Origin of the sequence: Marinibacterium sp. SX1 (assembly GCF_050389775.1) — a bacterium.
GTDB lineage: Bacteria > Pseudomonadota > Alphaproteobacteria > Rhodobacterales > Rhodobacteraceae > Marinibacterium.
This window is the reverse complement of record NZ_CP177144.1, coordinates 731998-755758: the sequence shown is the minus strand read 5'-3', so window position 1 is coordinate 755758 and position 23761 is coordinate 731998. Positions and strand designations below refer to the sequence as shown.

Here is a 23761-nt window from a genome sequence, read left to right as displayed (position 1 = left end):
AAGCTCATTATCCTTCCCGACGGCGCGTATCGCCGTCCGTCATGCGCATGCCTTTCAGACGATGCGCCTCCTCTACAACACGTTGGCTGAGTCCACCAGAGGCGACCGCCGCGTGTATCACGCTTTGACGTCCGAAGGCCTGTCCCAGTTCATCCGAGGACAGCCATCCGACGTAAGTTCCAAAATGCGGTGTGCTCAGCTTGGTCTTGCCGCGCTCGGACCCGTCGCTGGCCTGGATCAGCACGCGGGCCTCTTCCTTGGCAAGCCAGTCCTTCACCTTTTCATAGCCGGCGACCGCCGCGCCCGACTTGCGCGCAAGGCTGATCAGTTCGATCAGCCGGCGGAGCAGTTGCGCCTCGACCTGGTCGGCCAGGTCGGGCGGCACCTGGACCGGTGCCTTGAACGCCCGGGCAAAGAGTTTCTTCTTCACCGCCAGGTCGATCGCCGCCCGGTTTGCCGCAACCCAGGCACCACGCCCGGGCAGCTTTTCCATCACGTCCGGCCACACCATGGCATCCGGACCAAGCACGAAACGCACGAGGCCGCCTTTCGGCTGCGCCTCGCCCGTGGCTATGCACTTCCGTTCCGGACCGTCCGACCGATCCTTGGAGACGCCGCCGCGACCCATGTCCGTTACCCCACGGGGCCTGAGATCAGGCCCCGGCCTCCGGAGCTGCGGGCTGGTCGTCGCCCTCTTCGGCGTCTGTCTCGTCGGCCCCTTCCTGGTCCGTCTCGTCGTCGTCAGCGGCTTCCAGTTCGGCCGGATCGACCCAACCCAGGACGATGCGCGCGGTCATCACCAGATGCTGCGCCTCTTCCAGGCTGACGTCGAAGGGCTCGAGGATGCCGTCGTCCTTCACGCGTTCGCCGTTCTCGGTGGTCCAGCCGCCGGCCAGTTCCCAATCCGCGCAGGTCGCGAAATCTTCGAGGGTTTTCACCCCGTCCTTGGCCAGTGCCTCGATCATTTGGGGTGTCAGGCCGTCGAATTCAACCAGGCTGTCCTCGACACCCAGCGCACGGGCGTTTTCCAGGGCCTTCTTGGCCTGGGCTTCGAGGAAGTCGCGGGCCCGGGCCTGCAGCTCCTCGGCGGTGTCCTCGTCGACCCCGTCGATGACCAGCAGCTCGTCCAGCTCGACATAGGCCACCTCTTCGAGGTTGGTAAAGCCTTCGGACACCAGCAGCTGGGCAAAGAACTCGTCCAGGTCCAGGGTTTCGACGAAAAGCTGGGTGCGTTCCTCGAATTCCTTCTGGCGCCGGGCGGATTCCTCGGCCTCGGTCATGATGTCGATGTCGAGATTGGTCAGCTGGCTGGCCAGGCGCACGTTCTGGCCGCGCCGGCCGATGGCCAGGCTCAGCTGTTCTTCCGGCACGACCACCTCGATCTTGCCGGCTTCCTCGTCGAACACCACTTTCGACACTTCGGCCGGCTGCAGCGCGTTGACCAGGAAGGTCGCCTGGTCCTCGTTCCACGGGATGATGTCGATCTTCTCGCCCTGAAGCTCGTTCACCACGGCCTGCACGCGGCTACCGCGCATACCGACGCAGGCGCCGACCGGGTCGATCGAGCTGTCATAGGAAATCACGGCGATCTTGGCCCGGCTGCCCGGGTCGCGGGCCACGGCCTTGATCTCGATGATGCCGTCGTAGATTTCCGGCACTTCCATCTTGAACAGCTCGGCCATGAATTCCGGCGCGGTGCGGCTGAGGAAGATCTGCGGGCCGCGCGGTTCGCGGCGGACATCCTTGATGAACACCCGGATGCGGTCGCTCGGGCGATAGCTTTCGCGGCCGATCTTCTCGTTGCGGCGCAGGATCGCCTCGCCGGCACCCACGTCGACGATGACGTTGCCGTATTCCTCGCGCTTGACCAGGCCGTTGATGATGGTCCCGGCGCGGTCCTTGAATTCCTCGTACTGGCGGTCACGCTCGGCTTCGCGCACCTTCTGCAGGATGACCTGCTTGGCGCTCTGCGCGGCGATCCGGCCCAGTTCGACCGGGGGCACTTCCTCGATGTACTGCTGGCCGACTTCTGGATCAGCCATGTACTGCTTGGCTTGCTCGACGGTCATCTCGGCCTGGTAGTTCTCGACCTCTTCATCCTCGACCACGGTGCGGACCCGGGTAAAGGTGGCCTTGCCGGTCCGGCGGTCGATCGAGACCCGGATGTCCATCTCGGCGCCGTAACGGCTCTTGGCGGCGCGGGCGAGGGATTCTTCCATTGCCTCGACCACCAGGCCGGGGTCGATCATCTTCTCGCGGGCCACCGCCTCGGCGGTCTGCAACAGCTCCAGCTGGTTTGCGGATGTGATGGCCATCTCAGGTCTTCTCCTCGGTCTCGTTTGAGGTCCCGTCTGCGGTCTCGGTTGATGTTTCGTCGGACCCTTCGGTCTCTATCTCGTCAAAGGCGTCTTCGTTCAGAACACCGGCCGCCTTGCGCTGGCGCAGCATTTCCTTGATCAGCTCGTCGGTCAGCACCAGCTTGGCATCGCTGAGCCAGTCGAACTGCAGGCCGATGGTCACCTCTTCGCCACCTTCGGCCAGGTTGATCAGCACCTCGTCGCCCTCGACCCCGGCCAGCACGCCCTTGAAGCGCCGCCGACCGTCGATCAGCTCGGTGGTTTCCACCTTGGCTTCATAGCCCTCGAACATGTCGAAATCCTTGAGCCGGGTGAGCGGCCGGTCGATGCCCGGGCTGGAGACTTCGAGCGTGTAGGCATCCAGGATCGGATCCTCGACATCCATCACGGCGCTCACGGCATTGGAAATCTCGGCGCAATCGTCGACCTCGATGCCCCCGTCTGCCTTGTCGGCCATGATCTGCAGGGTGGTCGTCTTGCCGGACATCAGCCGGATGCGCACCAGCTCGTAGCCCAGGTCCTCGATCACCGGAGAGATGATCTCGGCCAGGCGGCGGTCTATGGCGGCTTTGGCGATCAGTGTGTTGGTCATGCTGTCCAGAACGAAAAAAACGGGCGCACGGCCCGTCGATCATCCCGATGGTACCTCAGGCCCAGATGCCCGACGCGCCGCTGTTGAAAAGGCATATACGCCCGGCAGGCGGTTTTCGCAACCCCAATTCGCCCTGCCCCGGCGGGGCGCATGGATGGAGAGCGGCGGCCGGATATTTGAGAAGAGAAAGAAGCAGCAGGTCGGCGCCCCGTCCCCAGCCCTGCAATCGGCCGGCAAGGGCGCGGCATTCCTGCTTCTTTCTCTTTCCAAGTATTCCCGGGGGAGTCCTCGTTCACGAGGACGGGGGCAGCGCCCCCATCAGGCGATCCACCACCGCTCGGCGATCCGCCCGTCGTCAAGGCGCCCGCGCGCCGAGACGATCCGCGGCTCGCCGACGTGATCACCGGCAGCCAGGCCGTCCTCGGCCTCGGCCACGTCGACGAATCCGTCGCGCAATGCCTCGCCACGCACCCTTGCATCGGTGATCGCCACGACCTCGACCGCATCGACCCAGCCCGCCTGGCCATCCTTCCAATGGGCATCGACCCGCCGGCCCAGGTACTGCCGCCCGTCCCGCGCCGTCACCACCCGGTACAGCCCGGAGCCCACCCAGTCTTCCATTGATCCCGGCATCTCGCCGCCCGGCGCGACGGCCAGGGCCGGATCGGACAGACGATAAGGAAATTGCGGATCGCCCGCGGCCAATTCCAGCTGCAGCCCGTGGCCCTCGGCCCGGCCCGCCGCGATCATCCCGGCCACCGGGCTGGCCGCCGACATCAGCGTCGCCAGCACGTCATCGGCCGTCAGAGGTCGCCCGTCGTGAAATACCGCGCCGTCGCGCAGGTCGACCCGCCAGTGGCGCGCATCGGCGCTGCCGTGCCACCCGGTCGCCAACTCGCCCCGCAACAGCCCGTCCGGCGCAACCTCGGTCAGCGTCTCGAACACCGCCCCGCGCGCCACCGCCGCAACACCCGGACCATCGGCCGCCGCAATGCGCAGCCGCCCGCCCCGCCGGGGCAGGGTCTCGGCCGACAGGCCCGACGCCGCCAGCAGCGCCGCCGCCGCACCAGAGGCAAACAGCGCGCGCCGGTCCAGCCGGCTCATGCCTCGGCCTCGGCGATCATGTCGGTGACCCGCACCAGCTCGGCGCTGATCCCCGGCTCGCTCAGCGCATGGCCGGCATTGCGCACCATGCGCAGCTCGGCCGCCGGCCAGGCCTGCGCCAGCGCATGGGCCGAGACCGGCGGGCAGATCATGTCGTAACGCCCCTGCACGATCACCCCCGGCACATCGGCGATCCGGTCCATATGCGCCAGGATCTGGCCGTCGAAGTCGAGGAACCCGGCGTTCATGAAATAATGGTTCTCCAGCCGCGCGAAGGCCCGTGCGTAATCGCCCGGGCTTTCCCCCGACATGCCCGACGAATGGATCGTCGCCAGCGCGTTCTCCCAGGCCGACCACGCCCTGCCGTACCGTGTTTCAACGGCCAGGTCGCCGGAAAACAGGCGCTTGTGATAGGCCGCGATCATGTTGTCCCGCTCGTCTTCGGGGATTGGATCGACAAACCGGGCCCATGTCTCGGGCCAGAACTTGCCCGCCCCGCCGCCGTAGAACCAGTCGAGCTCGGCCTGGGTCATCAGGAAGACCCCCCGCAGCACCAGGAACCGCGCCGCCTCGGGATGGGCCTGGGCATAGATCAGCGACAGCGTCGCCCCCCAGCTGCCGCCAAAGACCACCCAGCGATCGATGTCCAGCGCCTCGCGGATACGCTCGATATCCGCCACAAGGTGCCAGGTCGTGTTGTGGCTGACCGCCGCATGGGGCCGCGACCGGCCACAGCCGCGCTGGTCGAACAGCACCACGCGAAACACCCGCGGATCGAAATACCGCCGCATCGCCGGCGAACAGCCGCCCCCCGGCCCGCCATGCAACACCACGACCGGAATGCCGGTCGGATTGCCGCATTGCTCAACATAGATCTGGTGTCCGTCGCCGACATCCATCATGCGCTGGTCGAACGGGTCGATCGGCGGATAAAGATATTGCACAGCGCGCTTCTGATCGGCGGATTTGTCCATCGTTCGCCTTATATAGACCCTGACCCAACAAGACCATATGGAGTGAGGAATGCAAGCCTCGGACAGCACCGTCGACCCCGCCGAGATCGCCAAGTTCGAAGCCATGGCCGCCGAATGGTGGGACCCCCGTGGCAAGTTCCGGCCGCTGCACATGCTCAACCCCTGCCGGCTGGACTACATCACCACGCAAATCGCCGCCCAGTTCGGCCGTGATCTCGCCGCGCCTGCGCCCTTCGCCGGCCTGCGCCTGCTTGATATCGGCTGCGGCGGCGGGCTGCTGTCGGAACCGATGGCCCGGCTGGGTGCCACCGTCGTCGGCGCCGATGCCGCGGCCGGCAACATCCCCGTGGCCCGCGTGCATGCCCGCCAGTCCGGGCTCGACATCGACTATCGCCATGTCACCGCCGAAGCCCTGGCCGCCGATGGCGAGCAATTCGACGCCGTGCTCAACATGGAAGTCGTCGAACATGTCGCCGACCCGCTGGCCTATCTCACCGCCTGCCATGACCTGCTGAAACCCGGCGGCCTGCAGATCTGTTCGACGATCAACCGCAATCCCAAGAGCTACATGATGGCCATCGTCGGCGCCGAACAGATCATGCGCTGGTTGCCCAGGGGCACGCATGAATGGTCCAAGTTCATCACCCCCGACGAATTGTTCGACCTGCTCTCCCGCGCCGGCCTCGATCCGGTCGATCGCAAGGGCTTTGTCTTCAACCCGATCCTGTGGTCCTGGTCCCTGTCCGACCGCGACCTCTCGGTCAATTACGTCACCGCTTCGGTGCGCCCGGCCTGACCTTGCTGCTTCTTTCTCTTCTTAAATATTCCCGGGGGAGTCCTCCAACGGAGGACGGGGGCAGCGCCCCCTAATCCTGGACTTCCAGCCGCAGCCGCAATTCGCGCAGGACCGGCAGGATCGACCGCACCTTGTCGGCCCCCATGTCGCCCACGATCTGGCGGATCATCGGCGTGATGTCGGCAATCGCCTGGTCCCGCGCCCGCCGCCCGGCCGGCGAGATCGCCACCAGCTTGCGCCGCGCATCGTCCCAATCGGGCCGGATATGCACGTAACCGGCCCATTCCAGCTTGCCCAACGTGTTGGTCATTGCCCCGCGCGTCACGTGGAACGTTGCCGCCAGCTGCGCCGGGGTTCGTTCGTCGGCAATCACCGCCAAGTGGTTCAACACCGAGAAATGCGACAGCTCCATCCCCTTGGGCAGGCTGCGGCTCAGCCGGTGGCGCAACAGCTGTTCGGCCGTCAACACCTCGCTGAACAGCGCCACTGCCAGGTTCTGGCCTTCTTCCGTCATGCCGGACCGGTGACAGGGGCGCTGAAGGCCCGCGCATTGGCCAGCGACGGCACCTTGCGCCGGGCCTCGTCCACCGCGCCCAGGTCCAGGTCGACGACATGCACCCCCGGTTCGGTGCCCGCGTCCAGCAGCACCTCGCCCCAGGGCGCCACGACCAGCGAATGGCCATGGGTGCGCCGGATGCGGCCGCCGGTCGATGACGGATGGGTGCCCGTCTGCGCCGGGGCCAGCACGAAACAGCCCGTCTCGATCGCCCGGGCCCGCAGCAGGATCTCCCAATGCGCCGCCCCGGTGACCGGCGAAAACGCCGCCGGCACGGTCAGGATACGCGCGCCGGCATCGCCCAGGGCCTTGAACAGCCGGGGAAACCGCACGTCGTAACAGATCGCCATGCCCATCGGCACGCCAGCCACTTCGGTCACCACCGCCCGGTCGCCCGGCCGATAGCCCGCGGATTCGCGGTAGGTCTCTTCCGGGCTCACATCGACATCGAACATGTGGATCTTGTCGTAATGCGTCCGGATGCCCCCGTCCGGCCCGACCAGGAACGACCGGTTGGCAAACCGCCCGTCCGGGTCCCCGGTCTGCAGGCCCAGCGACCCGATCAGCAGCCACAGCCCCAGCGCCTCGGCCTCGGCCCGCAGGCCGGCCAGGGTGATGTCGTCGTCCTGGCCCTGCAGCACCGATTGCTGGTGGCTGCGCGAGGACGACAGGCAATTGGTCACCTCGGGCGTCAGGGCAAATTCGGCCCCCCGATCCCGGGCCTCGCGCAACATCGCCTGCACCATGGCCAGGTTGGCCGCAGGGTCATCGCCCGAGGTGATCTGGATCAGGGCAACGCGCATCAGGCCGCCAGCAACGCGTCGAGCTTGCCGGCCCGTTCCAGCGCATAGAGATCATCGCAGCCGCCCACATGGGTCTCGCCGACAAAGATCTGCGGTACGGTCCGCCCGCCGTTGGCCCGCTGGACCATTTCGGCCTTGCGGTCCGGCTCGGCCAGCACGTCGATCTCGGAAAAGCTCACGCCCTTGGAATTCAGCAGCCGCTTGGCCGCATGGCAAAATCCGCAAAGCGGAGATGTATAGATTTCAACCGGTTTCATGTCGCTATCCTTATATCCCGTGTTGCCACGGGATCTAGGTATCCTTTGCAACCCGCGCCAGTGTGATCACGCAGACGCGTGCTGCGCCTGCAGCATGCGCCGCTTCGGTCGTGGCGGCAAGGGTTGCACCGCTGGTCATGACGTCATCGACCACAAGAACCTCGCGTCCTGCCAGCCGATGCCGGTGGCGCGGATGCGCGTCGATCGCGCCCTGCATCACCGCGAACCGCTCGGCCTGCGATTTGCCCTCCAGCAGCGGGGTGCGCATTGTCCGGCGAAACAGGTCGGGGCAGGTCTCAAGCCCCGCGATCCGGGCCAGGTGAGCGGCCAGCAGGGCCGACTGGTTATAGCGCCGCCGAGCCAGCCGGGTCCAATGCAGCGGCACCGGCGCCACGATCATCCCCGGCCGGAGGATGTCTCGCCCGGCCCGCGCCATCCAGCCCGCCGCTGGCCGGGCGATATCGGTCCGGTCGCCATGTTTCAGGGCCAGCACCAGCCGCCGGGCCTGGTCGCGGTAGATCAGCGCGGCGCGCGCCATGTCCCAGGGCCGCGGATGGGCCAGGCAGCTGTCACAATCCACCCGGCAGCCATCGCCCAGCCCGGGCAACGGCGTGCCGCAGCCGTCGCAGACCAGCCCGCCGATGAACGGCGTGTCGCGCCAGCATGTGGCGCACAGCCCAAAGTCGCTGTCGACCAGCCCGCCGCAGCCCAGGCAGCGCGGCGGATAGACCAGCGTCACCGCCCGGCCGGCCAGCGCCCGCACCGGCGACCGGGCCAGCGCCTCAGCCAGGGTTTGCAATGTTGCCTGCATGGGACTACCTCACCACCATGACCGCCCCGCGCCCTCGTTTGACCGACCGCCAGGCCCTTGCCCGTCATCGCGCCAGGGCCCGTGATCCGTTCCTGCACCGGCTGGCCCGGGACGAGGCACAGGATCGCCTCGCCCTGGTTAACAGGACCTTTACGAAACCGGCCGTGATCACGCCGTTCCCCGAGGTCTGGCAGGGGTTCGACGCCCGGATCCTGGGTGATGACGACACGCTCGACCTGCAGCCCGGGGCCCATGATTGCGTCATCCATGCCATGGCCCTGCACTGGGCCGACGATCCGGTCGGCCAGCTGATCCAGTGTCGCCGGGCGCTGGAACCGGACGGGCTTCTGGTGGCCATCCTGCCCGGCGGGCGCAGCTTTCACGAATTGCGCAGCGCCCTGGCCGGGGCCGAGGCCGAGCTGCTGGGCGGGCTGTCGCCCCGGGTGCTGCCGATGGCCGATATCCGCGACCTCGGCGCCCTGCTGCAACGGGCGGACCTGGCCCTGCCCGTCGCCGATTCCGACACGCTGACCCTGACCTACCGCGATTTTGATCACCTCGTCAGTGACTTGCGCAACAGCGGCGAGACCAACGCCCTTGACGCGCGCCTGCGCAGCGCAACACCCAGGACCGTCCTGGCCCGGGCGGCCGCGCTCTACACCGACGCCTTTGCCACGCCCGACGGCCGCCTTCCGGCCACCATCGAATGGATCACGCTGACCGGCTGGGCGCCCGGGCCCGGCCAACCCCGGCCGCTGCGCCCCGGCTCCGCGACCGAACGCCTCGCCCAGGCCCTGAACACCACGGAAACGCCCTTGCCGGATTGACGCCCCCGGTCAGCAATTTATTTCGGCCAGAAAATGACGCGCCGCAGGAGGCCACGCATGTCCGACCAGACCCTGACCCGCCCCGCCCATGCCAAGCCCGACCACCCGGCGCTGCCCCGGGAGCGCATCGGCATCCTGCTGGCCAACCTCGGCACGCCGGACGGCACCGATTACTGGTCGATGCGCCGTTATCTCAGCGAATTCCTGTCCGACAAGCGCGTCATCGACTACCCGGCCTGGAAATGGCAGCCGATCCTGCAGCTCATCGTCCTGTCGAAACGGCCCTTTGCCTCTGGCGAAGCCTATCGGTCGATCTGGAACAACGAGGCCGACGAGAGCCCGCTGATGACCATCACCAAGGACCAGGTCGCCAAGCTGCGCGACAGCATGGCCGCGACCTTCGGCGACGGGGTGATGGTCGATTTCTGCATGCGCTACGGCAATCCCTCGACCGAATCCAAGGTCCGCGCGATGGTCGAGGCCGGCTGCCGCAAGATCCTGTTCTTCCCGCTTTATCCGCAATATGCCGGGGCCACGACAGCCACCGCCAACGACCAGTTCTTCCGCGCCCTGATGGCCGAGACCTGGCAGCCGGCCTCGCGCACCGTGCCGCCCTATTTCGACAATCCGCTCTATATGGATGCCCTGGCCCGCTCGGTCGAGCGCAAGTATGCCACGCTGGACACCCCGCCCGACGTGCTGGTCTGTTCCTACCACGGCCTGCCCGAACGCTACCTGACCGAAGGCGATCCCTATCATTGCCAGTGCCAGAAGACGACGCGGCTGCTGAAGGAACGGCTGGGCTGGGACGACAGCCGGATCATCACGACCTTCCAGTCGAAATTCGGCCCCGAGGAATGGCTGAAACCCTATACCGTCGAAGAGGTCGCGCGGCTGGCCGAGGCCGGCACGACCAATATCGCCGTCTGTGCCCCGGCCTTTTCGGCCGATTGCATCGAAACCCTGGAAGAGATCAACGAAGAGATCCGCGAGAGTTTCGAACATGCCGGCGGGCAGAGCTTTACCTATATCCCCTGCCTCAATGACGACGATGCCCATATCGCCGCCCTGTCGGCCGTGATCCGCGACAACCTGGCCGGCTGGATCGCGCCGCTCGAAGGTTAATTTCCGGGGCCGCACGGCCCCGGATCACGCCCGCCCCGCGGGACGGGCGTTAAGACTCCAGAACATGAAAAGGGCGGCACGCCAGGCCGGCGGCCGCCCTTTTGCATGGGGATCTGCGCAATCAGCTGGCGGCGACGGCAGCGGCCACGACGACCAGCAGCAGCAGCGGCAGCAGGATGCCGGCGGACGAGCCGGTGGTTTCCTCGACGATGACCGGCGCCTCGACGATGGGCTCTTCCAGGTTACCGGCGGATGCGGTGGTGGCAGCTGCGGCGAAAGCGGCGGCAACGATGAGTTTCTTCATGACAATCTCCTGGTCCGGCGCCCGGGTGGATTCGGTGAAAAGGGACGGGCGCAGTCAATTTGACAATTCTAGGGGGTTCCCGCGATCCGGCAAGGTCCTGAAATGCAAGGACTGCCTGCCCGTGCTGCATGGCAGCGCCGGGTGTGGCCGGAATGCATCGATTCTCGGGTCACGATGCCATGCGAAGGGGTCTGTCCGCCCGACGCCCCGGCAAGACCAGGGGCAAAAACCGGGGGGCAGAAACGAAAAAAGGCGGTGCTAGGCACCGCCTTCTTCCAAATTCTCGGACGCCGATTAGCTGGCTGCGACAGCAGCAGCAACGACAACCAGCAGCAGCAGCGGCAGCAGGATGCCTGCCGACGAGCCGGTGGTTTCTTCGACGATGACCGGTGCTTCGACGATCGGCTCTTCCAGGTTGCCGGCGGAAGCGGTCGTTGCAGCAGCTGCGAAAGCGGCGGCGATGACGAGTTTCTTCATGTTAACCTCCAGATAAAGCGCCGTCCAAAAGGTAAACGGACGACGCACCCAAGACTTACCTCGTAGGATCTTCTAAGCAGCAAAGATGGGCCATTGCAAACGCTTGTCTCGGGCCGTCCCCTCGCCATCGGCGGATGTCGTCAAATAAGCAACACTTGCGTGCCGACTTTTGCCATACCGAAAAGTTCGGAGATATGCTCGTTGTAGAGCCCGATGCAGCCGTTGGACGACTTGCGTCCGATCTTGCGCGTATCGTGGGTACCGTGGATACGGTAATATTTCCAGCCCAGATAAAGCGCGTGGGTGCCCAGCGGGTTGTTCGGCCCCGGCGGGATGTAATCGGGCCATTCCGGGTTGCGCTTTTTCATCGACGGCGTCGGCGCCCAGCCCGGCCCTTCGACCTTCTGGATAACCGATGTCCGCCCGCGCCGGGTCATCTCTTCGGTCAGCGGCACCGACGACGGGTACAGCCGGTAGGACGATTCGCCCTCGCCCCAGTAGTGCAGCGCGCGGCTCTGGGTATCGACCAGGATCGCGCCGTTGCGCAACGAGCTGAAATAGGGCTGCCATTGCTTGGACCGGAAACTGGATATGTTGCGCGGCACCGCCGGTTCCGGTTCGGGGTCCGGGTAGAGCACTGCGGCGGTTTCCGGGTCGATGGCGCTGGGATCGCTGGCCTGGCCGAGGGCCGGCGCGCCGATCGCCGCCGCGCCGCCAGCCAGGAAGCCGCGCCGGGTGGGGATGGTGAAAGAGGTCTTCTTCGCCATTGTCCCGCTCCTTTTGCAAACTGGTCACACGGTGCATGCATTTTATGGCGGGAATGCCTCAGTCGCAATTCAAACGGGCCCGGGGGGCGGTCTGACGCTTAAGTGAATTTGCCACCGCTCGCTTCACGCGCTAAGTCCAACGGGGAAATTCATCACCGGGATGCCCATGCTGCGCCTTTTTTCACTGCTTCTGGCCGGGATGCTGGTCCTTGCCGCCTGTACCGCACCTGAATACGACAATGGCTCGACGGGCAGTTCGCCGACCAAGGTCTATCGGATCAGGTCGGGCGAGACGTCCAAGATCCAGTTCCGCATGCTTGATTCGGTCAATTCGCTGCGCTCGGCTTCGGGCGCCGGCCCGGTCCAGCTGAACGCCCAACTGAACGCCGCTGCCGCGACCCATTCGCGGGACATGTCGGTGCAGAACCGGCCCTGGCATTTCGGGTCCGACGGGTCCTCGCCGATCGACCGGACGGCCCGCGCCGGCTATACCGGCCGCTTCCTGGGCGAAAACATCTCGGAGACCTACGAGACCGAGATCGAGACCCTGGGCGCCTGGATGGATCAGCCCGGCACGCGCGACGTGATCCTCGACCCGACGGCCGTGAACATGGGCTTTGCCTGGTACCAGGAGAAAAGCGGCAAGATCTGGTGGACGATGATCCTGGGCGGCTGACGCCGCCCAAAACTCACGACGGCCCTGTCACGCCCGCAGCGTGATCAGCGTTCCGATATTCACCATCGCGTAGATCTCGGCCATTTCCTTGTCCTGGACCGAGATGCATCCCGCCGTCCAGTCGCGGCCCTTGGCCCGCGTGTCGTTGGGCTGGCCGTGGATGAAGATGTCGCCACCCGGCTCCTTGCCATAGGATGCCGCAAAGGCCCGGTCCTGGCGGTTGGGATAGGAAATGCCCAGCGACAGGAAGAACGAGCTGCGCGGGTTCCTGCGGTCGATCAGATAGGTGCCTTCGGGCGTCTTGCCATCGCCGCGAAACCGCTTCGGCCCGTCCGGGGCAAAGCCCAGATCCACCTTGTAATCCTTGAGCACCTCGGTGCCGTGCAGCAGGTACATCTTGCGCGCCGTCTTGTTGACGACGATCGATGTCACCTCGGGCCCGTTATATGCGCCGTATTTCTGGCTGCATGCCGACAGCGCCACTGCCGACAGCGCCGTCCCAATCATTAATCTGCGGTCCATTTTTGCCTGAAACCTGTGTTTTACCTCGGGCGGCAAAATACACGGTTCCGCGCGATCGCAGAAGTCACTTTTCACTGTCTTCGGCCGGCAAACGTGCCTCGATGGCCTTCAGGCGGGCCAGCACCTCGTCCCGATAGGCCCCGGTTGCGCCTTCGGTCTCGGCATCATGGGCGTCCTGCATCGAATTGACGATCAGGCCGACCAGCAGGTTCACCACGGCAAAGCTGGTGACGATGATGAACGGCACGAAGAAGGCCCAGGCATATTGGTACTTGGCCATGACCGGCCGCACGATGCCCATCGACCAGCTTTCCAGCGTCATGATCTGGAACAGCGAATAGGCCGACCGGCCCATGGTGCCGAACCATTCGGGGAAACTGTCGGCAAAGAGGTTCGTGGCCATGACCGCGCCGATGTAGAAGATCATCGCCATCATCATGAAGACGCTGGCCATGCCCGGCACCGCGCGGACAAAGCCCTCGACCACCCGGCGCAGCCGCGGCGCGGCCGAAATCACCCGCAGAACCCGCAGGATGCGCAGAGCCCGCAGCACCGACAGGCTTTGCGCCCCGGGGATCAGGGCGATGCCCACGATGATGAAATCAAAGACATTCCAGCCGTCGCGGAAAAAACTCAGCCGGTGGGCGAACAGCTTCAGCCCGATCTCGACGATGAACACGGCCAGGCACATCCGGTCGATCACGGTCAGCACGCCGCCGACCGATCCCTTGACCACGTCCGAGGTATCCAGGCCCAGGACGATGGCGTTCAGGACGATCACCCCGATGACGAAATTGCTCGTCCCCGGCCGGTCGAGCCAGGCTGCTACCGTCTCGCGTCGTGTCATGCCGTTCCCTGCCCTTCGCTGGCCCTGCCCGTCTCATGCGACAGCACGAAGGCTGCGGCAAGTTCCACATGGGTGGACCAGCGGAATTGGTCAACAACCTGCACCCATTGCAGGCGGTATCCCGCGGCGACCAGCACCGCCGCATCGCGGGCGAAGCTGACCGGGTTGCAGGACACGGCGGCAATGACAGGCACCTGTGCATCGGCCAGGGCCTCGGTCTGGGCCCGGGCGCCGGCCCGGGGCGGGTCGATCACTACGGCGTCGAACCGCGACAATTCGTCCGCCATCAGCGGCCGGCGGAACAGGTCGCGCGCCTCGGTCGTGACCCGGCGCAGCCCCTGCCCGTGGCGCCAGCCCCGGTCCAGCGCGGCCAGCATCTCGGGCTCCGCCTCGACCCCGTGCACCTCGGCCCGGGCCGCCAGCGGCAGGGTAAATGTGCCGCTGCCGCAGAACAGGTCGGCAACCCGCCGGGCGCCGCGCGTGATCTCCTCGACACAGGCCAAGAGCGCGGCCTCACCCTCGCGGGTGGCCTGCAGGAACGCCCCCGGAGGCGGACTGACCGGCACGCCGCCAAAGACCTGGGCCGGCGGCAGCCGCATGGCCAGGGCCTCGTCTTCCCAGCTGATCCGCGCCAGCCCGTGGGCCTCGGCGAGCGTGGCGCAATCCTGGCGCAGCGCCGTGTCCACCGGCTTGCCCCCGCGCACCGCCACGTCCAGCCCGTTGTCCGTCCGGGTCATGGTCACTGCCAGCGCGCCCTTGCGCGAGGCCCCCAGCCGCGCCAGCTCTTCGGCCAGGGGCAGTGCGTCGACCAGCTCGGGCGCCAGCAGGCGGCAGTTGGGGATTTCCGTGATCACATCCGAGCCGCGCCCGTAAAACCCGGCCATCGCGCCCTTTTTCGTCCGCCGCGCGGCAATCACCGCCCGCCGGCGCGACTGGGCCGGCGATGTGATCACATCGCGAAACTCGGCGTCCAACCCCTGCGCCTTCAGCGCCTGGCGCACCACGTCCAGCTTCCAGCCGGCGACGAATTCATCCGATGCATGCTGCAGCGCGCAGCCCCCGCAGCCCCGGTAATGGGCGCAGGGCGGCGACACCCGGTCCGACGACGGCTCGACGATCCGCATGTCCTCCAGCCGGTCGCCGACCCGACGACCTTCGACCAGCTCGCCGGGCAAGGCCCGCGCCACGTAGACCGGGCCGGGTGCAACCCCGTCCCCCTGGTGACCCAATCGCTCGATCCGATGGCGCTCGGTCTGGCTCAAGGCGGCACTCCTGCTTCTTTCTCTTTAGAAATATCCCAATACCAACGCAGGCCAGACGCGCCAACCGCCCTATTCCGCGGCTTCGGTCCGAATGAAGCCCCCCGACTGGCGCGTCCAGTACTGGGCATAAAGCCCGCCCTGGGCCAGCAGATCGGCATGGGTACCGGTCTCGGCGATGCGGCCCTGGTCCAGCACGACGATGCGATCCATCTCGCTCAGCGTCGACAGCCGGTGGGCAATGGCCAGCACGGTCTTGCCCTCCATCACCCGGTGCAGCGCCGTCTGGATCGATGCCTCGACCTCGGAATCCAGCGCGCTTGTCGCCTCGTCCAGCACCAGGATCGGCGCATCCTTGACGATCGCCCGGGCCAGCGCGATGCGCTGCCGTTGCCCGCCCGACAGTTTCACCCCGCGTTCGCCCAGATGCGCGTCGTATCCCGTGCGCCCGCGATGGTCCTTCAGGCCCAGGATGAAGTCATGCGCCTCGGCCTTTTGCGCCGCTGCGATCATCTCGTCCTCGCCGGCATTCGGCCGGCCATACAGGATATTGTCGCGCGCCGAGCGGTTGAACATCGCCGTTTCCTGCGTAACCATCGAGATCTGCCGCCGCAGGCTTTCCTGGGTCACCTCGGCCAGGTCCTGGCCGTCGATCTCGATCTTGCCGCCTTCCGGTGCATAAAGCCTTAACAACAACGCCACGAGCGTCGATTTCCCGGCCCCCGACGCCCCGACGATGCCCAGCTTCTCGCCCGGGGCAATCGCCAGGTTCAGCCCCTGCACACCGCCTTCCTTGCGCCCGTAGGTGAAATCCACATCACGGAAATTCACGCCGGCATTTGTGATCACAAGCTCGGATGCACCCGGCGCGTCCTCCAGCCGCTCGCGCGGGGTCAGGGTGCGGATGCCGTCCTCGATCTCGCCGATATTGGTAAAGATCCCCAGCGAGGCAAAGCTGACCCAGCCGGTCATCGTGGCCAGCCGCGTCGAGACCAACCCCGCCGCCGCGATATCGCCCGTCGAGGCCAGCCCACGGCTCCACAGCCAGAGCGACAGGATGATCAGCACCGTCGGCAGCAGCCCGGCCAGCGTGAAGATCCACAGCCGGAAGGTCACCACCGTCGACGCCCAGGCAATACCCGAATCCCGGTAGCCCGACAGCGCGGATTCGGTGGCCGTTTCCTCGGCCTCGCCATGGGCGAACAGCTTGACCGTGCGGATATTGGTAATGGTATCAACGATCTGCCCGGTCACCACCGCCCGGCGCGCCGCCCGCAGCTGGGACCGCTCGCGGATACGCGGCAGGAAATTCTTGACCAGGTAGACATAGGCCACCATCCAGACCGCAATCGCCAGCCCCATGCGCCAGTCGACCGCGCCCAGCAGCAGCACGGCGGAAATGGCCGCGGCCAGGGCGTTGCCCAGGATGTTGGTGCCCTCGGTCACCACCTCGGTCAGCGCGCGGGCGGTCTGCTGGCTTTTCTGGGCGATGCGCCCGGCGAAATCATTGTCGAAATACGACAGGCTCTGGCCCAGCGTATAGCGGTTCACCCGGTTCAGGGTCAGCGCGTACAGGTTGGGCCCCAGCGTGACCGAGTTGAACGCCGCGTTGGCCGCCATGGAAAGCGGCCAGGCCACCAGGTAGAACAGGGCCAGCAGCGCCACCGCCCAGCCATGTGACACCAGGAAGCCCGGCCCGACGGTCTGGGCCTGGTCGATGACCCAGCCGATCAGCCAAAAGCCCAGGACGGTGGTGATCCCAACCGAAATCGAGGCCGCGATGGCCAGCCAGATCTGCGTGCCCGCGCCTTCCAGCGCCCACCGCATGAACGGCAACAGCTTTTGCGGCGGATAGCCATCGGCCTGGCGGAATGGGGCGATCGTGTCGGCAAGACGTTGATAAAAAGGGTGAATCTCGGCGACCTTGCGTTCCGCAACCTCGCCCTCAGGCCATCTCATGCATGTTGCTCCGAAAAGGGCGGCCTAGTCGGCCGCCTCGGGGTTCAGGAATCCACCGGATTGACGCGTCCAGAATCCGGCATAGAGGCCGCCCATGGCGAGAAGCTCGTTATGCGAGCCCTGTTCGGCTATGCGGCCGTGGTCCAGGACAATGATCCGGTCCATGTGGGCAATGGTAGAGAGCCTGTGTGCAATGGCAATGACGCTCTTCCCGGACATCACGTTGTAGAGAGTTTCCTGGATCTGCGCCTCGACCTCGGAATCCAGCGCGCTTGTCGCCTCGTCCAGCACCAGGATCGGCGCATCCTTCAGGATGACCCGCGCCATGGCGATCCGCTGGCGTTGCCCGCCCGACAGTTTCACACCCCGTTCGCCCACGTGGGCATCATAGCCCGAACGCCCGTTGCGATCCTTCAGCCCAAGGATGAACTCATGCGCCGCGGCCTGTTTCGCCGCGTCGATCATCTGCGCCTCGGTCGCGTCGGGCCGGCCATACAGCAGGTTGGCCCGAATCGACCGGTGCAGCAGCGAACTGTCCTGCGTGACCATGCCGATCTGCTGTCGCAACGAGGTCTGGCGCACCTGCGACACGTCCTGGCCGTCGATCAGGATACGCCCGTCCTCGGGATCGCGGAACCGCAGCAACAGGTTGACCAGAGACGATTTTCCCGCCCCCGACCGGCCCACCAGCCCGACCTTTTCGCCCGGCTGGATGGTCAGGTTCAGCTCTTCCAGACCGCCGTGGCCCTTGCCGTAATGCTGGGTCACCCCGTCAAAGCGGATCTCGCCCCGGGTCACCTGCAACGCCGGCGCCTGCGGCTTGTCGGTCAGCGCATGGGGCACCGAGATCGACCGGAGCCCCTCGCGGATCACGCCCATATGCTCGAACAGGCGGATGGTCACCCACATGATCCAGCCGGACATGCCGTTCAGCCGCATCACCAGCGCCGAGGCCGCCGCGACCTCGCCGATGGTCACGGCCTGGATCGACCACAGGTACATGGCCAACCCCAGCACGCCGACGATCATCGCGCCGTTGAGGATGTTGAGCAGGAAGTGCATTTCCGTCATCAGCCGCAGGAACCGCTGCAGCCGCAGCCGGTGGCGGCGCATGGCCGACAGCACATAGCCTTCTTCCTGTTTCTCGTCGGCAAACAGCTTGACCGTCTCGATGTTGGTATAGGCATCGACAACCCGCCCGGTGACCATCGACCGCGCATCCGACGATTTCTCGGAGGCCACGGCCACGCGCCGGGCGAGGGCGATGTTATAGGTCACGTAGGCCGCCAGCCAGGCCAGCAGCGGCACGACCAGCCACAGGTCGAACGCCGCGATCATCACGGCGGCCGAGATCACGTAGACCAGGGCGAACCAGACGGCTTCGAACATCATGTAGGACGAATCTTCGACCGCCGGGCCCTGTTGCATGACCCGGTTGGTCAGCCGCCCGGCAAAGTCGTTCTGGAAGAAGCTCATCGACTGGCCCAGCATGTGCCGGTGGGACCGCCAGCGCACCAGGTCCTGGCTGTTGGACACCAGCGTCTGTTCCAGGAACAGGTGTGCCAGGCCGATGACCAGCGGGCGAATGAACAGGATCAGGGCCGTGGCTATGACCAGTTCGACCCCGTTGGATTGCCAGAAATCCGCGATGCCCGTGTCGGCCATCAGGTCGATCAGCCGGCCGGTGTAGAACAGCAGCGACACCTCGACCACGGCCACGGCCACCGACATGGTGGCCATGACCGGCAGCCAGCGGCCGAAGGGCCGGAGCATCGACAGCATGTAGGGCACCAGCCGCGACGGCGGCGTGGCATCGGGGTGATCGGCAAAGGGGTCGATCAGGTCCTCGAAGGTCTTCAGGATGCGGCCGGCAAGACTGCGGGCCGGCTTGATGATGCGCGCGTTCATTCCGCCGCCTCCACTTCGGTTCCGATGAATCCCCCCGATTGCCGCGCCCAGAGGGCCGCATAGATGCCCTCCTGCGCCAGCAGCGCGTCATGCGTGCCGTCCTCGACGATGCGGCCCTGGTCCATGACCAGGATGCGGTCCATCTGGGCGATGGTCGACAGCCGGTGCGCGATGGCAATGACCGTCTTGCCCTGCATCATGCCGTAGAGCGTCTCCTGAATCGCCGCCTCGACCTCGGAATCCAGCGCCGATGTCGCCTCGTCCAGCACCAGGATCGGCGCGTCCTTCAGCATGACCCGGGCCAGCGTCACCCTCTGGCGTTGCCCGCCCGACAGTTTCACGCCCCGTTCACCGACCTGCGCATCATATCCCATGTTGCCCTTGGGGTCGGTCAGACCTTCAATGAAATCATGGGCTTCGGCCATCTGCGCCGCACCGACCATTTCCAGCTCGGTGGCTTCGGGCCGGCCGTACATGATGTTTTCGCGCACCGATCTGTGCAGCAAGGCGCTGTCCTGCTGCACCATGCCGATATGCCGGCGCAGCGATTCCTGGGTGATGTCGCGGATGTCCTGGCCGTCGATCTCGATCCGGCCGCTTTCCACGTCGTAGAACCGCAGCAACAGCTTGACCAGTGTCGACTTGCCCGCGCCCGAGCGCCCGATCAGCCCGACCTTCTGGCCCGGCTCGATCACCAGGTCGACCTGGTCGAGCCCGCCGGCGCCTTTGCCGTAATGGTGCGACACGCCCTTGATCGCGATGTGTCCGCGGGAAAATTCCAGCGGCTCGGCCGTCCTGGCATCGGTCAGGTCGATGGGCTGGGCGATCGTCTCCAGCCCTTCCTTCACGATGCCGAGCTGGCGGAAGAACGTCGTCAGCGCCCACATGATCCAGCCGGTCATGGCGTTCAGCCGCAGCGTCAGCGCCGTGGCCGCCGCAACCACCCCGACCGAAGCCGCGCCCTGCAGCCAAAGCGCAATGGCCCAGCCCACGACACCGACGATCAGCACGCCGTTCAGGGTGACAAGCACCACATCCATCATGGTGAACACGCGCATCTCGGCCCGGCCGGTGTGCATCGCCTGGTCGTTGGCCTCTTTCATGTGGGACAATTCCAGGTCGTGATGGGCGAACATCTTGACCGAATGGATGTTGGTATAGCTGTCCACGATGCGGCCAGTCAGCTCGGACCGGGCCTCGGAAAAGGCCTGGCTGGCCGGGCCGACCCGCTTCAGCGTCCAGCGCATCAGCAGGGCATAACCCACGAACCAAAGCGCCATCGGCACCAGCAGCCGGGCATCGGCGGCCAGCAGCAGCACCCCGGCGCCCACCAGGTAGGCCAGCGAGAAGGTGATCGCATCGAAGGTCTGGAACACGACCTCTCCGGCGGCCATTGGTGTCTGCATGATGCGGTTGGCCACACGACCGGCAAAGTCGTTTTCAAACCATCCAACCGATTGGCGCAGCACCTGCCGATGCGCGCGCCAGCGCACCAGGGTCATCAGGTGGGGCAAGATCGTGTTGTTCAGCAGCATCACGTCCACAATATGCAGAGCAGGACGCAGCAGCAGGATCAACAGAGCCGCAATGATCAACTCGGTGCCGTGATCGGCCCAGACCTGGGCCGGGCTGCCGCCCAACAGGTCGACGATGCGGCCCATATAGCCGATCAGGCCGATTTCCACCGCCGCGACCAACACGGACAGGATGCCCGTGGCCCAGAAAACCCCGCGGAACGGGCGGGTATAGTCGCGGAAAAAGGACCAGAGCCCGGGCTCGGGACGGTCGGTTTCAGCATAGTCGACATATGGGTCGACCAGTGTCTCGAAAAAACGGAACATGAGAGCAGTACCTGTCGGTGCTCGGATAAAGAGAGCAGATTTTTAAAGGGGGTATTGAAGCGCGGTCGCAGCCTGGGCCGGACCATCACGCGGATCGGTCGGCCTCAGCCGTTAAAATTCCAGATCCCGTGATACATGCGCATCCCTCCGACGTGGGTGATGGGGATGCAATTACATGATCGAATCATGTTTGTCACCCCTCTTGGCCGCGCGAAATGTCCAAAAGCGCCGACCGGGTCAGGGAAAAGCCCGATGAGATCCAGGTTTGTTCAAGCGATTTCAAAGCCTTGCCCAAGGCTGCGCCGGAATGTTCGGGCATCAGATCGCGCGCCACCAGGGGGAATTCCGCCGCCGCACCAGCCTGCGCCAAGCCCAGGTCATCCGCGCCGGGCGGCTGTTCCATCAGGGCGGCCCGCGCCAGGATCGCATCCTGCGCCCGGTCGACCCCCAGCCGATAGCCCAGTTCGCCCGCGCCCTGCATGCCCGTCGCGGCCGCACGGATGACCCCGGCCTGGGTGCGCTGCGCCCGGCTCAGCCGCAGCGTTCCGGCCATGTCGTCATCGCCCAGTACCGCCAGGCGGCGCAGCGGATCGGGCGCAACCCCTTGGATATCCTCGAAATGGACCAGCAGCGCCAGCGCCCGGTCATCCGCCCCGGGCAACAGCCGCATCATCGCGCCCGTGGCGCGCATCGCCGCCATCGCCGGGGCCGGATCGGGCGCCGACAACAGCTTGATCGTCTCGGCCCCGACCCGTTCGCGCGACAACCCGTCCAGCCCGTCCAGCGCGCCGGCAATGGCATCCAGCGCCACCGGATCCATGCCCGCCTGCGGATCGCCATACCAGGCATGAAAGCGGAAGAACCGCAGCGAGCGCAAGTAATCCTCGCGGATGCGATGCGCGGCCGTGCCGATGAACCGGACCCGCCGGGCGCGCAGATCGGACAGGCCCGCCAGCGGGTCCAGCAGCGTGCCGTCGATCCGGGCATAGAGCGCGTTCATCGTGAAATCACGCCGCCGGGCGTCTTCGTTCACATCATCGGAAAAGGCCACGACCGCGCGCCGGCCATCGGTTTCGACATCGCGACGAAAGGTCGTGATTTCAAAGGGTTCCCCATCGGCCACCACGGTTAACGTGCCATGGTCGATCCCTGTCGGAATGGCCTTCAGCCCGGCCGCTTCGGCCAAGGCGATCACCCGTTCGGGGCGCGCGTCGGTCGACAGGTCCAGGTCGGACACATGGGCGCCCAGCAGCGTGTTGCGCACACAGCCTCCGACGAACAGCGCCTGGTGGCCGGCGTCTTCCAGCATCGCGCAGACGGCACGCGGCGCGGCGCGTTGCATCCACGCGGCGGCCAGAGGTTTCATGCCGCGCGCATCCGTTCCGCAAAGGCCCGCAGCATCCGCGCCGTGGCGCCCCAGATGTAATAGGGTCCATATGGCACGGTAAAATAGTACCGCCGGTTGCCCCGCCAGCGCCGCGACTGGATCGAATAAAGGTCAGGCTGCAACAGGTGGTCCAGAGGCACGGCAAAGGCCTCTTCGACCTCGCCGGGTTCGGGGCGGATGGTAAACGGCGTCTCGATCAGCGCCACCACCGGGGTCACCACGAAGCCGGTCACCGTTTCATGCGCCGGCATCGTGCCCATCACGCGCACGGCCTCGCGCGGCAGGGCGACCTCTTCCTCGGCCTCGCGCAGGGCGGCATCGACGACATCCGCGTCACCGTCATCCTGCTTGCCACCGGGAAAGGCGATCTGGCCGGGATGATGTTTCAGCCGCGACGAGCGTTTCGTCAGCAGCACGCGCGGCGCGTCACCGGTGATGTCGATGCCCACAAGCACCCCCGCCGGGCGCAGCTTGCGGCCCGGCGGCAGCGAGACCTCGGGGTTGAGGTCGAAATCCGAAGACGGATCGCCCCCGCGCCCGAGCGCATCGGCGATCCGGTCCTCGAGCGCTCTCACGGCGCGTCCTTCCCGGCCTCGAAGCCCAGGGTGTCGGGATCAAGGTCGTAATGCGCGCCGCAGAACTGGCAATCGGCGGTCACCCGGCCATCTTCGGTGGTCATCTTCTCGATGTCCTTGGCCGAATAGATCGACAGCGACTGGCGCACGCGATCTTCCGAACAGGTGCAGCCGAACCGCACGGCCTGGGCGTCATAGACCCGGGGCTGTTCCTCGTGAAACAGCCGGACCAGCAGGTCGGTCGCCGTGACCCGGGGGCCGATCAGTTCCATGTCCTCGACCGTGTCGAGCAGGATGTTGATGCGGTTCCAGTTCTCTTCCTGCTCGCCATCGATCAGGTCCGCGGCCTTCAGGATGCCACCCTCGCCCTGCGACGTGGCCACGAAGGGCGACGCCTTTGGCATGTGCTGCACCATGATGCCCCCGGCGCGCCAATGTTCGGGCTCGTCGGCCGTGGTCGATTGGCCAAAGCTCAGCGCGAACCGCGTCGGCAGCTGTTCGGACTGGGCGAAATAGGCCTGGGCACATTGCGCCAGCGACGTGCCGTCCAGCGGGGTGATACCCTGGTAGGGCGCGGTGCCCTTGCCCTGGTCGATCAGGATGGCGAAATAGCCTTCGCCCACCTGGTCGAACGGGAGGCCGTCGGTCAGCCGTTCGGCGTCGAAACTGGCATAGGCCCGGATGCGCGCCGGCGCGCCCGCCTCTGTGGGAGCGAAGTAATCGGTGGCGATCATCCGCACCGGCCCTTTCGACTGAACCTGCAACGACAGTTTCCAGCGCAGGTCGATGGTCTGGCCGATCAGCGCGGTCAACAGGGCCATTTCCGCCACCAGCGCTTCGACCTGGGGCGGGTAATCATGCTGTTTCAGGATGCCGTCGAGCACGTTGTCCAGCCGCGCAACGCGGCCGCGCATGTCAGAGGCATCAAGTTGGAAGGGCAGGACCGTGTCGTCCCACGCGAGTTTGGATCCGATGGTCATGGGGTTTCCTTGGTCGCCGGAGATTGGCATATCGCGCCTATATAGGCACAACAAGCG

At 66.0% G+C, this 23761-nt stretch carries 25 protein-coding genes; 4 read left to right on the top strand and 21 right to left on the bottom strand.

All coding sequences use genetic code 11. The features are described from left to right. Window positions 1-7 precede the first annotated feature (7 nt). From ACK3BB_RS03490 to pip, 5 genes are all read right to left on the bottom strand, one after another. Window positions 8-628: an RNA-binding protein gene (locus ACK3BB_RS03490; RefSeq protein WP_428927344.1), complete on the bottom strand. Its 621-nt coding sequence runs from the start codon at window positions 626-628 to the stop codon at window positions 8-10. A gap of 25 nt (window positions 629-653) precedes the next feature. Further along, window positions 654-2315, bottom strand: a complete 1662-nt coding sequence (nusA, locus tag ACK3BB_RS03485; RefSeq protein WP_428927343.1) for a transcription termination factor NusA — start codon at window positions 2313-2315, stop codon at window positions 654-656. Window position 2316: 1 nt separating this feature from the next. Continuing rightward, window positions 2317-2949 (bottom strand): ribosome maturation factor RimP, encoded by a 633-nt coding sequence (gene rimP, locus ACK3BB_RS03480; RefSeq protein WP_428927342.1) that lies wholly within the window; start codon window positions 2947-2949, stop codon window positions 2317-2319. Between the two features lie 318 nt (window positions 2950-3267). Continuing rightward, window positions 3268-4053, bottom strand: a complete 786-nt coding sequence (locus tag ACK3BB_RS03475; protein WP_428927341.1) for an ABC transporter substrate-binding protein — start codon at window positions 4051-4053, stop codon at window positions 3268-3270. Next, entirely contained in the window at window positions 4050-5027 is a 978-nt protein-coding gene (gene pip, locus ACK3BB_RS03470; protein WP_428927340.1) for a prolyl aminopeptidase, read from the bottom strand. The genes ACK3BB_RS03475 and pip overlap by 4 nt, the downstream gene beginning before the upstream one ends. Window positions 5028-5076: 49 nt before the next feature. Between pip and ubiG the strand changes: the two genes are divergently transcribed. Beyond that, window positions 5077-5823 (top strand): bifunctional 2-polyprenyl-6-hydroxyphenol methylase/3-demethylubiquinol 3-O-methyltransferase UbiG, encoded by a 747-nt coding sequence (gene ubiG / locus ACK3BB_RS03465; protein ID WP_428927339.1) that lies wholly within the window; start codon window positions 5077-5079, stop codon window positions 5821-5823. A gap of 70 nt (window positions 5824-5893) precedes the next feature. Here the strand turns inward: ubiG and ACK3BB_RS03460 are convergent, their stop codons facing one another. The 4 genes from ACK3BB_RS03460 to ACK3BB_RS03445 are packed head-to-tail and all read right to left on the bottom strand — an operon-like array spanning window position 5894 to window position 8250. Next, window positions 5894-6337, bottom strand: coding sequence for a MarR family winged helix-turn-helix transcriptional regulator (locus ACK3BB_RS03460; protein ID WP_428927338.1), 444 nt, complete (start codon window positions 6335-6337; stop codon window positions 5894-5896). Beyond that, a complete protein-coding gene (locus ACK3BB_RS03455) occupies window positions 6334-7182 on the bottom strand; it encodes a carbon-nitrogen hydrolase family protein (RefSeq protein WP_428927337.1) in 849 nt (282 codons plus the stop codon). Before ACK3BB_RS03455 ends, ACK3BB_RS03460 begins: the two co-directional genes overlap by 4 nt. Next, window positions 7182-7439, bottom strand: coding sequence for a glutaredoxin 3 (grxC, locus tag ACK3BB_RS03450; protein ID WP_428927336.1), 258 nt, complete (start codon window positions 7437-7439; stop codon window positions 7182-7184). The genes ACK3BB_RS03455 and grxC overlap by 1 nt, the downstream gene beginning before the upstream one ends. Window positions 7440-7473: 34 nt before the next feature. Continuing rightward, window positions 7474-8250: a double zinc ribbon domain-containing protein gene (locus ACK3BB_RS03445; RefSeq protein ID WP_428927335.1), complete on the bottom strand. Its 777-nt coding sequence runs from the start codon at window positions 8248-8250 to the stop codon at window positions 7474-7476. A 17-nt stretch (window positions 8251-8267) separates the two neighbouring features. Here ACK3BB_RS03445 and ACK3BB_RS03440 point away from each other — a divergent pair, with 17 nt between their 5' ends. After that, window positions 8268-9077 carry a methyltransferase domain-containing protein gene (locus tag ACK3BB_RS03440; RefSeq protein ID WP_428927334.1) on the top strand — a complete coding sequence of 270 codons (810 nt, stop codon included), beginning with the start codon at window positions 8268-8270 and terminating at the stop codon, window positions 9075-9077. Window positions 9078-9134: 57 nt separating this feature from the next. Further along, complete coding sequence (gene hemH, locus ACK3BB_RS03435; protein WP_428927333.1) at window positions 9135-10202, top strand: ferrochelatase; 1068 nt, start codon at window positions 9135-9137, stop codon at window positions 10200-10202. A gap of 121 nt (window positions 10203-10323) precedes the next feature. On the opposite strand, the gene ACK3BB_RS03430 is transcribed toward hemH, so the two are convergent. From ACK3BB_RS03430 to ACK3BB_RS03420, 3 genes are all read right to left on the bottom strand, one after another. Further along, on the bottom strand, window positions 10324-10506 hold the full coding sequence (locus ACK3BB_RS03430) for a hypothetical protein (RefSeq protein ID WP_428927332.1): 183 nt from the start codon (window positions 10504-10506) through the stop codon (window positions 10324-10326). Between the two features lie 294 nt (window positions 10507-10800). Then, complete coding sequence (locus tag ACK3BB_RS03425; protein ID WP_428927331.1) at window positions 10801-10983, bottom strand: hypothetical protein; 183 nt, start codon at window positions 10981-10983, stop codon at window positions 10801-10803. A gap of 140 nt (window positions 10984-11123) precedes the next feature. After that, window positions 11124-11750 carry a L,D-transpeptidase gene (locus ACK3BB_RS03420; RefSeq protein WP_428927330.1) on the bottom strand — a complete coding sequence of 209 codons (627 nt, stop codon included), beginning with the start codon at window positions 11748-11750 and terminating at the stop codon, window positions 11124-11126. Window positions 11751-11916: 166 nt separating this feature from the next. Here ACK3BB_RS03420 and ACK3BB_RS03415 point away from each other — a divergent pair, with 166 nt between their 5' ends. After that, window positions 11917-12426 (top strand): CAP domain-containing protein, encoded by a 510-nt coding sequence (locus ACK3BB_RS03415; RefSeq protein WP_428927329.1) that lies wholly within the window; start codon window positions 11917-11919, stop codon window positions 12424-12426. A 27-nt stretch (window positions 12427-12453) separates the two neighbouring features. On the opposite strand, the gene ACK3BB_RS03410 is transcribed toward ACK3BB_RS03415, so the two are convergent. The 9 genes from ACK3BB_RS03410 to ACK3BB_RS03370 form a co-directional block, all read right to left on the bottom strand. Then, entirely contained in the window at window positions 12454-12948 is a 495-nt protein-coding gene (locus ACK3BB_RS03410) for a L,D-transpeptidase family protein (RefSeq protein WP_428927328.1), read from the bottom strand. A 64-nt stretch (window positions 12949-13012) separates the two neighbouring features. Further along, window positions 13013-13795, bottom strand: a complete 783-nt coding sequence (locus tag ACK3BB_RS03405) for an ion transporter (RefSeq protein WP_428927327.1) — start codon at window positions 13793-13795, stop codon at window positions 13013-13015. Further along, window positions 13792-15057 carry a class I SAM-dependent RNA methyltransferase gene (locus ACK3BB_RS03400; RefSeq protein WP_428927326.1) on the bottom strand — a complete coding sequence of 422 codons (1266 nt, stop codon included), beginning with the start codon at window positions 15055-15057 and terminating at the stop codon, window positions 13792-13794. Before ACK3BB_RS03400 ends, ACK3BB_RS03405 begins: the two co-directional genes overlap by 4 nt. A gap of 69 nt (window positions 15058-15126) precedes the next feature. After that, window positions 15127-17013 (bottom strand): ABC transporter ATP-binding protein, encoded by a 1887-nt coding sequence (locus tag ACK3BB_RS03395; protein WP_428927325.1) that lies wholly within the window; start codon window positions 17011-17013, stop codon window positions 15127-15129. A gap of 24 nt (window positions 17014-17037) precedes the next feature. After that, complete coding sequence (locus tag ACK3BB_RS03390) at window positions 17038-18921, bottom strand: ABC transporter ATP-binding protein (RefSeq protein ID WP_428927324.1); 1884 nt, start codon at window positions 18919-18921, stop codon at window positions 17038-17040. Beyond that, complete coding sequence (locus ACK3BB_RS03385; protein ID WP_428927323.1) at window positions 18918-20762, bottom strand: ABC transporter ATP-binding protein; 1845 nt, start codon at window positions 20760-20762, stop codon at window positions 18918-18920. Before ACK3BB_RS03385 ends, ACK3BB_RS03390 begins: the two co-directional genes overlap by 4 nt. Before the next feature lie 193 nt (window positions 20763-20955). Then, the gene (locus ACK3BB_RS03380) at window positions 20956-22128 is read right to left on the bottom strand and encodes a CCA tRNA nucleotidyltransferase (RefSeq protein WP_428927322.1); all 1173 of its coding nucleotides are present in this window, start codon (window positions 22126-22128) and stop codon (window positions 20956-20958) included. Beyond that, window positions 22125-22724, bottom strand: a complete 600-nt coding sequence (locus ACK3BB_RS03375; protein ID WP_428927321.1) for a CoA pyrophosphatase — start codon at window positions 22722-22724, stop codon at window positions 22125-22127. The genes ACK3BB_RS03380 and ACK3BB_RS03375 overlap by 4 nt, the downstream gene beginning before the upstream one ends. Then, complete coding sequence (locus ACK3BB_RS03370; RefSeq protein ID WP_428927320.1) at window positions 22721-23704, bottom strand: Hsp33 family molecular chaperone HslO; 984 nt, start codon at window positions 23702-23704, stop codon at window positions 22721-22723. Before ACK3BB_RS03370 ends, ACK3BB_RS03375 begins: the two co-directional genes overlap by 4 nt. Window positions 23705-23761 lie beyond the last annotated feature (57 nt).